Source organism: Burkholderia sp. Ac-20353 (assembly GCF_017104785.1).
Classification (GTDB): Bacteria; Pseudomonadota; Gammaproteobacteria; order Burkholderiales; family Burkholderiaceae; genus Burkholderia.
The window spans coordinates 1-10,759 of the sequence record NZ_JAAGPL010000255.1; the positions used below are offsets into that span (position 1 = coordinate 1).

General features: G+C 68.2%; 10 protein-coding genes. 5 read left to right on the plus strand and 5 right to left on the minus strand.

Annotation, left to right across the window (positions count from 1 at the left end; genetic code table 11):
* Positions 1–927 (plus strand): iron-siderophore ABC transporter substrate-binding protein (locus tag G3N94_RS36800; protein ID WP_346778767.1); only part of this gene is annotated, 927 nt, incomplete at its 5' end.
* Positions 928–930: 3 nt separating this feature from the next.
* Here the strand turns inward: G3N94_RS36800 and G3N94_RS36805 are convergent.
* Positions 931–2,748: a cyclic peptide export ABC transporter gene (locus tag G3N94_RS36805; protein ID WP_205799146.1), complete on the minus strand. Its 1,818-nt coding sequence runs from the start codon at positions 2,746–2,748 to the stop codon at positions 931–933.
* A gap of 336 nt (positions 2,749–3,084) precedes the next feature.
* Between G3N94_RS36805 and G3N94_RS36810 the strand changes: the two genes are divergently transcribed.
* The 3 genes from G3N94_RS36810 to G3N94_RS36820 all read left to right on the plus strand — a co-directional run bounded on the left by G3N94_RS36810 (position 3,085) and on the right by G3N94_RS36820 (position 6,234).
* Positions 3,085–5,337, plus strand: a complete 2,253-nt coding sequence (locus G3N94_RS36810) for a TonB-dependent siderophore receptor (protein WP_205799147.1) — start codon at positions 3,085–3,087, stop codon at positions 5,335–5,337.
* Between the two features lie 220 nt (positions 5,338–5,557).
* Complete coding sequence (vapB, locus tag G3N94_RS36815) at positions 5,558–5,821, plus strand: type II toxin-antitoxin system VapB family antitoxin (protein ID WP_205799153.1); 264 nt, start codon at positions 5,558–5,560, stop codon at positions 5,819–5,821.
* Positions 5,818–6,234 (plus strand): PIN domain-containing protein, encoded by a 417-nt coding sequence (locus G3N94_RS36820; RefSeq protein ID WP_205799148.1) that lies wholly within the window; start codon positions 5,818–5,820, stop codon positions 6,232–6,234. The genes vapB and G3N94_RS36820 overlap by 4 nt, the downstream gene beginning before the upstream one ends.
* 110 nt (positions 6,235–6,344) lie before the next feature.
* Here G3N94_RS36820 and G3N94_RS43320 read toward each other — a convergent pair whose 3' ends face one another.
* The gene (locus G3N94_RS43320) at positions 6,345–7,310 is read right to left on the minus strand and encodes a type IV toxin-antitoxin system AbiEi family antitoxin (RefSeq protein WP_346778768.1); all 966 of its coding nucleotides are present in this window, start codon (positions 7,308–7,310) and stop codon (positions 6,345–6,347) included.
* Between the two features lie 151 nt (positions 7,311–7,461).
* Between G3N94_RS43320 and G3N94_RS36830 the strand changes: the two genes are divergently transcribed.
* A complete protein-coding gene (locus G3N94_RS36830; protein WP_205799149.1) occupies positions 7,462–8,625 on the plus strand; it encodes a M20 aminoacylase family protein in 1,164 nt (387 codons plus the stop codon).
* 62 nt (positions 8,626–8,687) lie between these two features.
* Here the strand turns inward: G3N94_RS36830 and G3N94_RS36835 are convergent, their stop codons facing one another.
* From G3N94_RS36835 to G3N94_RS36845, 3 genes are all read right to left on the minus strand, one after another.
* On the minus strand, positions 8,688–9,992 hold the full coding sequence (locus G3N94_RS36835; RefSeq protein WP_205799150.1) for a cobyrinate a,c-diamide synthase: 1,305 nt from the start codon (positions 9,990–9,992) through the stop codon (positions 8,688–8,690).
* A 3-nt stretch (positions 9,993–9,995) separates the two neighbouring features.
* Positions 9,996–10,598, minus strand: a complete 603-nt coding sequence (gene cobO / locus G3N94_RS36840) for a cob(I)yrinic acid a,c-diamide adenosyltransferase (protein WP_205799151.1) — start codon at positions 10,596–10,598, stop codon at positions 9,996–9,998.
* A gap of 52 nt (positions 10,599–10,650) precedes the next feature.
* Positions 10,651–10,759, minus strand: a 109-nt coding sequence (locus G3N94_RS36845; RefSeq protein WP_205799155.1) for a cobalamin biosynthesis protein, incomplete at its 5' end; no start/stop codon positions are given.

The window sequence follows — 10,759 nt, forward strand, 5'->3', positions numbered from 1 at the left end:
GTCGATGCCGGGTCTGCTCGGCATCCGGCAACCTGCGTGTCGCTGGCCGGCAACCCGGTCGTTTCGCAGGCGAGCGCTGCGATGCCGGCGCGGCCGCGGCGCGTGGTCGCGCTCGAATTCATGTTCGCGGAAAGCCTCGCGGCGCTCGACATCACGCCGGTCGGGATGGTCGACACCGCGTTCTATCCGGGCTGGCTCGGCTACGACAACGCGCGCTTCGCGCACGTGATGGACGTCGGTTCACGGCAGGAGCCGGGGCTCGAGGCGATTGCCGCGGTGAAGCCCGACCTGATCATCGGCGTGGGCTTCCGGCATGCGCCGATTTTCGACGCGCTCGACCGGATCGCGCCGACGATCCTGTTCCAGTTCAGCCCGAACGTGAACGAACGCGGCGTGCCCGTCACGCAGCTCGACTGGACCCGGCAGATCTTCCGCACGATCGGCGCCGTTACGGCGAGCGGTGCGCGCGCGCAGGCGGTCGACGCGCAGCTGGACGCCGGCCTCGCGCGCAACGCGCAGCGGCTCGCGGCAGCGGGCCGGCGCGGCGAACGCGTCGCGCTGCTGCAGGATCTCGGGCTGCCCGACCGCTACTGGGCGTATACGGGCAACAGCACGGCGGCCGGGCTCGCGCGTGCACTCGGTCTCGAGCTGTGGCCGAACCAGCCGACCCGCGAGGGCACGCGCTACGTGAGCTCGGCAGACCTGCTCGCGCAGCGCGACCTGGCGGTGCTGTTCGTGACCGCGAGCGGCATCGACATGCCGCTCGCCGCAAAACTCGATTCGCCGGTCTGGCAATACGTGCCTGCGCGGCGTGCCCGCCGGATCGCGCTCGTCGAGCGCAACATCTGGGGCTTTGGCGGCCCGATGTCGGCGCTGAAACTCGCCGACGTGATGACCGATACGCTGCTCGGGCTGCCGCCGAAATGACGACTACGCGCTTACTTCGCGCACTGCATCGACCCGCTGCCGCGCCGGCCGTGTATCGCTGACGATCTGCCCGTTGTCGAGCTTCAGCACGCGGTCGGCCTGATCGAAATAGCGGTCGTCGTGCGTGATCACGACCACCGCCTTGCCGCGCGCGCGCAACTCGGGCAGCAGCTGTTCGTAGAACACGGCCTTGAATGCCGGGTCCTGGTCGGCCGCCCATTCGTCGAACAGGTAGCACGGCCGGTCTTCCAGATACGCGACGACGAGCGCGAGCCGCTTGCGCTGTCCGGTCGACAGCGCGCGGGTCGAGAAGGCGCCGTCGACGACCTGCACCTTGTGATCGAGCGCGAGCTTCGCAACGAGCGCGTTCGCGCGCGCATCGGCTTGCGCGCGCTCGGGATCGTCAGGATCTACGATCCCGAGCAGCGCATCGAACAGGTGGAAATCGTTGAACACCGCGCTGAAGCGCTGCCGGTACGCGGCGCGCTCGCGCCAGCCGATCGGCCGGCCGTCGACGTCGATCGTGCCTTCCTCGGGCTCGTACAGCCCCGTCAGCACCTTCGCGAGCGTGGTCTTGCCGCTGCCGTTGCCGCCGACGATGAATACGAGCTCGCCGGGCGCGAGCGTCAGGTCGATCGGCCCGATGCGGAACATCCGCTCGTCGCGCTCGTGGAAATACGCGTGCGTGACGCCGCGCAGCGCGATCGTGCCGATGGGCGCGATGTTGGGTGCGATGCTGGATGCGACATTGGGCACGACGTTGGGTGCGATTTCAGGTGCGACGTCGGGCGGGCTGCTTGCGGGCGACGCCGTGCGCAGCGCGCCGAACTCGGCCATTACGTCCTCGATGCGCGCGAGCGATACGCGCGCGGCGTTGACGGTCGGCAGGTTGTTAAGCAGGCCGTCGAGCGGCACCAGCATGAACAGGAACACGACGACGTAGCCGGCCGCCGCGCCCGGATCAGCATGCACGCCGAGCTGCGGCCAGAACGCAGCCGCACCGAGGAACGCATAGAACAGGAAGATGATCCAGCCGACGCCGACCGCATACGCGCTGAATGCGCGGCGGCGGTGGTCGCGTACTTCGCCGATCGCCGCGCCGAGCTGGCCGTCGACGAACTGGCGTGCACGCGCGTCGTGCAGCTTCAGCTCCTTCGCGCCGGAGAACAGCGCGCCGAGATAGCCGAACAGCCGGTCCTGCGCGCGGCCGGCCGCTTCGAGCGACGCGATCGCGCGGCGGTCGCCCGTGTGATAGCCGAGCGAGCCCGCGACGATCGCCGTGAGCGCGAGCACGCACACGGGCCATGACAACCACGCGAGATAGCCGAGGCAGCCGAACACGATCGAGCCGTGCATCACGAGGTTCGGCAGTGCGAAGAACAGCATCGACACGTTGGTCGCGTCGTCGGTCAGCACCGACTGCACGGGTGCCGCGCCGATGCGCTCGATGTCGCGCAGCTCGGCCGCGCCGACACGGCGCGCGAGATGCGCGCGCAGCCGCGCCATCGTGTCCTGCGACAGCCGCGCGAACAGCACGCCCGACACGATCCGCGTGACGAGCGCGGTCACTGCGCACAGCGCGAAGCGCCACGCGAGTGCCGCATCGGCCGAGGCCGTTGGCGCGAGCGCGCGGTTTAGCGTCGCGACGAGCAGCACGCTCGCGACGCCGTTCAGCACGCACGCGACGAGTGCGAGTGCGAGCGCGGCGCGGCTTTCGCGCAGCAACGCAAGGATCAGGCGGGCGGCCGGGCGCGCGGGCGGGGCGGCATCGGCAGCAGGTGGACTGGACTGCGGGAGAGAAGGCTCGTGGGCGGCTGTCATCGGCAACGTCGGTCAGGAAAACATGCGGGGGTGAAAGCGGGAACGAAAGCGGGGATTGCGGCCGGTGGCGCGACGGACCCGCGGCTTTTCTGACGAATAGACGAATGGGCGCCGCAAATATTTAACGCCCGTGATTCAGCGCCGGTGAAATGGCGCACGCGACGCGGCCCGGGTGGCCATCGCAAGCGGATTGCACGCGAAAAGGTAAAAAAACGGCGGCGTCGTTCGTCACCCCTGTGAAAACGACAGAAAAGCGGGGTGAGCGCGGGCCGGATGGCCTTCGCGCTTTGACAGAGGCGCGGTCGGGAGACCGCATGACAAGTGGAGCAGAGCAAGATGGAGTGGGCAACAGGCACGCGTTTGCGTGCGATCGCGGCCGCGGCGAGCGTGGCGTTCGGTGCGGCGTCGGGGCAGGCCATCGCGCAGACGGCGCCGGCTGCGAACGCAGGCACCGCAGCGTCGGCAGACAGTGCGAGGGGGGCCACGCAAGGCGGAACACAAGGCGGCACGCAAGGCAGTGCGATGAGCGGCACGCTGCCGGCGATCAACGTCAACGCGGCGGCGGTGGGCAACGGCACGGTCGGTCTCGTCGCACGGCGCAGCGCGACCGGCACGAAAACCGATACGCCGATCAACGAGATTCCGCAGACGATCAACGTCGTGACCGCGCAGCAGATCGAGATGACCGGTGCGACCGACGTGAACCAGGCGCTGCGCTACGTGCCGGGCTTCTCGTCGTTCGGCTCGGACAACCGCTCCGACTGGTATGCGGCACTGCGCGGCTTCACGCCGACCGCATATGTCGACGGGCTGCAGGTGCCGAATACGATCAACCTCGCGAGCTGGCGCGTCGATCCGTACATGATCGACAGCATCACCGTGCTGCGCGGGCCGACATCGGTGCTGTACGGCGCGGGCGACCCGGGCGCGATCGTCGACGTGCAGACCAAGCAGGCCGACGGCGAGCGCGTGCGTGAAGCGGGTGTCGAGGTCGGCAACTATGCGCGCAAGCAGTTCATGTTCGACATCGGCGACAAGCTCGATGCGGACGGCAAGTATGCGTACCGCTTCGTCGGCGTCGCGCGCGACGGCAACGCGCTGACGGGCCCGAACGCGGACCAGCGCGTCGCGCTCGCACCGTCGTTCCGCTGGCGGCCGAACGCGGACACGTCGCTGACGGTGTCGGCGACCTACCTGCAGGACTGGGGCGACATCTCGTCGAACTTCCTGCCCGCGCAGGGCACGGTGCTGCCGAACCCGCACGGGCAGCTCGACCATGACGTCTATTCGGGCGATCCGGATTTCAACTACTACCGCAAGAAGCAGTGGTCGCTCGGCTACCGGTTCGAGCACAATCTGAATTCGATGTGGACGGTACGCCAGAACGTCCGCTGGATGCACCTGTCGCTCGACAACGGCTCGGTGTTCGGCAACGGCTTCGCCGACGGCAGCACGACCGACATCTCGCGCTGGGCGGGCGTGTTCCAGATGAACTACAGCCGCTTCGACATCGACAACAACGCGCAGGCACGCTTCGGCACCGGTCCGCTCGAACATACGCTGCTGCTCGGCTTCCAGTACACGCGGCAAACGTCGACCGACAGCGAGTGGCTCGCGGCGGCGCCCGTGCTGAACCTCTACAACCCCGTCTACACACCGGTGACGACAGCGGTGTTCTCGAATCCGGCCACCACGTTCCGCACGAACACGTACACGGCGATGAACACGTTCGGCGTGTACGCGCAGGACCAGGTCAGGTGGAACCGCTGGACGCTGACGCTCGGCGGCCGCGAGGACTGGGTGAACATGCGCCAGGACGACCGCGAGGCCGGCACGCAGTCGAAGGCGGACGTCAGCGCGTTCACCGGGCGCGTCGGGCTCACGTACCAGGGCGACTACGGGCTGTCGCCGTACATCAGCTACGCGACGTCGTTCAATCCGCTGATCGGTGTGAAGATGTTCGGCGGTGGCCTGGCGCAGCCGACGCGCGGCAAGCAGATCGAGCTCGGGCTGCGCTGGCAGCCGCCCGGCAAGAACCTGATGCTCAACGCGGCGATCTACCAGATCAACCAGACCAACGTGCTCACGCCGACGCCGACGAACCTCGACGATACGAACACGACGTCGGTGCAGACGGGCGAGGTGCGCTCGCGCGGGATCGAGCTGAGCGCGACCGGCAAGGTCACGCCGAACCTGTCGGTGATCGCGTCGTACGTGTATCAGGACGTGAAGAACGTACAGGCCAACGACGCGTCGCTGAACAACTGGCCGGTCGACATCCCGCGCCCGCGCCAGATGGCGTCGCTGTGGGCCGACTGGACGTGGCACACGGGGCCGCTCGCGGGCTTCGGGCTCGGCGGCGGCGTGCGCTACCAGAGCGCGTCGGCCGGCGCGCCGGACAACTCGCTGACGGTGGCGAGCTACACGCTGTTCGACGCGGCGATCCATTACGACGTGCGCAACTGGCGTTTCGCGGTGAACGCGACGAACCTGTTCAACCGCCACTACATCAGCGGCTGCCAGTCGTCGTCCGTCTGCCTGTTCGGCAACGAGCGCACCGTGCTCGCGACCGCGAAATACAACTGGTGACGGCGCGGCGGCGTACGCTCGTTGGCCATCCGGTCAATGGACTGAACGTGCGCGGGCATGAAAAATGGTGCACATCACCTGAACCACCGTGGATGGCACCCCAATGGAAAAAACCTTGTACGCGACAGACTGGCGCACGGCGCCCGAGAAACATAAATCTGCATTGACATATGCCGACATATGTTTAGAATGGGCGCATCGTTTTTCCCGGGGGTGGATCATGCGCACCGTTTCCATTTTCAAGAATGCCCGCAACCAGGCGATCCGCATCCCGAAGGACATGGAGTTCGAAGGGGTGACGGAACTCGAGATTCGTCGCGAGGGCGATACGTTGCTGCTTCGTCCCGTGCGGCCGAGCTGGATGTCGTTCGCGAGCGAGCCGCTCGCGGATGCCGATTTCCTCGCCGAGCGCACGGAAGTGGTCGAATCCGGCCGCTTCGACCTGTCCGGCGCCGATGATGCGCCCACGGAGCCGGGCCGGTGACGAAGCTCTACATGCTCGACACGAACATCTGTTCGTTCATCATGCGCGAGCGGCCGGCGGCCGTTCTGTCCCGGCTGCAGTCGTGCGTCAACGCGCAGCATAGGATCGTCGTGTCGGCCGTCACGTATGCGGAAATGCGTTTCGGTGCGGTCGGCAGGAAGGCGTCGCCGAAGCATGCGGACCTCGTGACCGCATTCATTGCGCGGCTCGATGGCGTGCTGCCGTGGGACACGGCGGCGATCGAGGCGACGACCGCCATTCGCGCCGATCTCGCTGCGCGTGGTACGCCGATCGGCGCCAACGATGCGGCAATCGCCGGGCACGCTATCGCCGCCGACGCGGTGCTGGTGACAAACAATACGCGTGAATTCAGCCGCGTCGACGGGCTGGCGCTCGAAGACTGGGCGGTCTGAGTGCGGTGGCGCCGGCCACGACGAAGCCGGTGCCGACGTGCGCGCAGGCCTCCATGATGTACCCGAGCATCGCGACGGTCGACGGCTCGAGCGGCCGGCTTGCGGCGATCTCAAGCGCCGGGCTGGGCGAGGTATCGGTCATGGATCGTTTCGGCGGTGGACAGGTTGCGGCTGTCGCCGGTCGCGACCAGATCCGCATAAATCAGCAGCGGCGGCACGAGCGGAACGTCCTGCTCGCGCCACTCGAGCGTCGGCGACGGCAGCCAGAACGCTTCGAGGAGTTCGACATCGCCGTTTGCGTCCGGACGCAGGCGCGCCTGGAGCAGGAGGCGGTTCGGAATGGCGCCGTGCGTATAGATCGTGACCGCGGCAGGCTTCAGGTCGTGCGTCAGCAGGTCGGCCGCCGGTTCGCCACCGAGCCGCGCGTCGAATGCCGCGAAGTCGAACCCGCGCCACCAGTCGGGCGTGACGGCGGAGAACCGCCGGCTCGGCAATTTCGCGCGCAGGCGGCTCGGATAGAGTGCGACCCACTCCTGCACGAACCGCTTCCAGTCGGCGATCACACGTTCCCCGTTGCGGCGCTGCCCGACGAGGCCGCGTGCGACGAGATCGTCCATCGCGAGGTTGACCGTGCCGAGCGCGACGCCCGCTGCTTCCGCGATCGCGCGGTAAGGCTGCGCGACGAGGCCCGGTCGCGTCGCGAGCGCGAACATCACGCGCAGCCCTTTGGGCGTCGTCGCGCGAGCGCTCGGCAGCCGCGGCTGGCTCGATGCGTGCGCAGGTTTCGGCCGGCCCGTGATCATCACGACCACGTCCGGCTGGTTCAGGTACGCATTGCCGGCCGCGTCGAGAAACGGAATGTCGTGCTCGATCAGGCGGGCGGCGAGATCGGCCGGCACGTGCGGGGCGACCAGCATGAGCGGGCGCACGGCGGCGTCGCGCTGCAGCCTCGCGACGATGGCCGGGATCGACTCGGCGCGCACGGACACGGTCGCGGGCATGTCGACCCGGTGCCCAGCCAGGCCGAAGCGCACGAGGCCGTCGATCTGCCCCTTGAGCGCGGCGGTGACGCGCACCGATGAAAGGCAACTCCCGGTTGCCGCAATCACGACTATTCGTCTATCCGGTTGCCTGTCGAGCGGCTATGCTTGCCCGCACATTCCTCGCAAACCATGGACTGGAGTTGGTGCCCAAGCACGCGCTCCTGCCGACACAGGAGACGACACCGTGACGCACAGCGTGATCCCCGCAGGCCTCGCCGACGAAATGATCGAGATGCGACACCGCATCCACGCGCACCCCGAACTCGGCTTCGAGGAATTCGTGACGAGTGACCTCGTCGCCGAAAGCCTGCAGGCATGGGGCTACACGGTGCATCGCGGGCTCGGCGGCACGGGCGTCGTCGCGCAACTGAAGGTCGGCGACGGCGCAAAGCGTCTCGGCCTGCGCGCCGACATGGACGCGCTGCCGATCCATGAAACCACCGGCCTGCCGTACCAGAGCACGATTCCCGGCAAGATGCACGCGTGCGGCCACGACGGCCATACGGCGATGCTGCTCGCGGCGGCGAAGCATCTCGCGCGCGAGCGGCGCTTCTCGGGCACGCTGAACCTGATTTTCCAGCCGGCCGAGGAAGGGCTAGGCGGCGCGAAGAAGATGCTCGACGACGGCCTGTTCGAGCAGTTCCCGTGCGATGCGATCTTCGCAATGCACAACATGCCGGGCTTCCCGACGGGCAAGTTCGGTTTCCTGCCGGGGCCGTTCATGGCGTCGTCGGATACGGTGATCGTCGACGTGCAGGGACGCGGCGGTCACGGCGCGGTGCCGCATATGGCGATCGATCCGGTCGTCGTGTGCGCGCAGATCGTCGTCGCACTGCAGACGATCGTGTCGCGCAACGTGTCGCCGCTCGACATGGCGATCGTCACGGTCGGCGCGATCCATGCAGGCGATGCGCCGAACGTGATTCCGGACCGCGCGCAGATGCGCCTGTCGGTGCGCGCGCTGAAGCCGGAAGTGCGCGACCTGCTGCAGCGGCGCATCACCGAAGTCATCCACGCGCAGGCCGCCGTATTCGGCGCGACCGCGACGATCGACTACCAGCGCCGCTATCCGGTGCTCGTCAACGATGCGGAGATGACCGCGTTCGCGCAGGATGTCGCGCGCGAGTGGGTCGGCGACGCGAACCTGATCGACCGGATGGTGCCGCTGACCGGCAGCGAGGATTTCGCGTTCCTGCTCGAGCAGCGTCCCGGCTGCTACCTGATCATCGGCAACGGCGACGGGGAGGGCGGCTGCATGGTGCACAACCCCGGCTACGACTTCAACGACGCGGCGCTGCCGACCGGGGCGTCGTACTGGGTGAAGCTGACCGACGCGTATCTGGTGTGACCTCGCGCCGACGCCGCGCATCGCCGCTGCGCGATCGCGGGCCGGGCGTCAGTCAAGCAGGCTCAGATCGTCCCGCCATCGAACAGCACCACGGTCGCCAGCGGATTCGACGGCCAGTACATGTGCATGTAGGTCGCGACGATCGCGCCGGCCCGATACACGGCTTCGCCGCTGCCCGCGCCGCCATCCGGCCGCACCGCAGCCGCGACCGGCGCAAGCGGCGTATCGAGCCGCGAATAATGGAACGTATGCCCGCGCATCGGCCCGGTACGCGTGTCGAGCTGCTGCATGCCCAGCGCCGCGAAACGGCGCTGCATCGTCGCGGTGCCCGGCATCAGGCCGAGCATCGGCGTCGTCGTGCCGTCGAGGTCCGTCACCGCGTCGCACAGATACACCATCCCCCCGCATTCCGCGACGATCGGCTTGCCGGCCGCCGCATGCGCGCGGATCGTCCGCGCACTCGTCGCGTTGGCCGCGAGCGTTGCCGCGTGCAGCTCCGGATAGCCACCCGGCAGGAATAGCGCATCGCAGCCGTCGGGCACCGGCTCGTCGGCGAGCGGCGAGAAGAACCGCAACTGCGCGCCGAGCGCATCGAGCAGCGCGAGATTCGCCGGATAGATGAACGAGAACGCCGCGTCGCGCGCGATCGCAATGCGCTTGCCGGCGAGCGCGCGCGGCAGCGGCTCGGTGGCGTCCGGTTCCTCGAACGCGACAGCAGGCGGCAATTCCGCAAGCGTCGTATTCGCGAGCACGTCGGCGGCGCGGTCGAGCCGTGCGTCGAGATCGTCGATGTCGTGCGGCTGATGCAGCCCGAGATGGCGTTCGGGCAGCGCAATGCCGGCATCGGCCGGCACATGTCCGAGCCAGCGCAGGTCGCCGGGCAGCGCCTGCTGCAGCAATTGCGCGTGACGCGCGGAGCCGACGCGGTTCGCGAGCACGCCGTGAAACGGCAGGTCCGCGCGAAACCGCGCGAGGCCGAACGCGATCGCCGCGAAAGTCTGCGCCATCGATTTCGCGGAGATCACCGCGACGACCGGCACGCCGAACGTAGCCGCGAGATCCGCGCTGCTCGGCGTGCCGTCGAACAGCCCCATTACGCCTTCGATCAGGATCAGGTCCGCGTCGCGCGCCGCGCCGGCGAGCAGTGCGCGGCAACCGGCTTCACCGACCATCCCGAGATCGAGCGCGTGCACGGGCGCACCGCTCGCGCGCTCGAGCAGCATCGGATCGAGAAAATCCGGCCCGGTCTTGAACACGCGCACGCGGCGGCCGAGCCGGCGGTGCAGCCGTGCGAGGCCGGCCGTCACCGAGGTCTTGCCCTGGCCGGACGCGGGCGCGCTGACGAACAGCGCGGGGCAGGCGGGCATCGCTCAGAACTCCACGCCGCGCTGCGCCTTCACGCCTTGCTCCTTGTACGGATGCTTGACGAGACGCATCTCGGTGACGAGATCGGCCGCTTCGATCAGCGCATCGGGCGCATGCCGGCCCGTCACGACGACGTGCAGCGACGCGGGGCGCGCGGCCAGCGTTGCGAGCACTTCGTCGAGCGGCAGGTATTCGTACTTGAGCACGGTGTTCAGTTCGTCGAGGATCACCATCTGGTAGTCGCCGCTTTCGATCATCCGGCGTGCCTCGTCCCAGCCCTTGCGCGCGGTCGCGATGTCGGCGTCGCGGTTTTGCGTGTTCCACGTATAGCCGTCGCCCATCGTCACGAAATCGCAATGCGCGACCGCGCCGAGGAAGTCGCGCTCGGACGTGTGCAGCGCACCCTTGATGAACTGCACGACGCCGAGCCGCATCCCGTGGCCGAGCACGCGCACGGCCATGCCGAACGCGGCCGTGCTCTTGCCCTTGCCGTTGCCGGTGTTGACGATCAGCAGGCCCTTTTCGTGGACCGCGGCGGCCTGCTTCTTCTCGTGGCCCGCACGGCGGCGCTCGGTCATCCGCTGATGCGCTTCGGGATCGGTTTTCATCGGAATTCGTCCTGTCGTAACAAAAGGTTCAATGCGAAGGTTCAACGAAGGTTCAAAACGGGCCGGCGAGCGCGACCGTCACGCCGTCCCGTGCGAGTTTCGGGCCGAGCAGCCGGCCGCGCGGCGCGGCGAGCCGCGCGCATGGCTCCGCGACGCCTGCC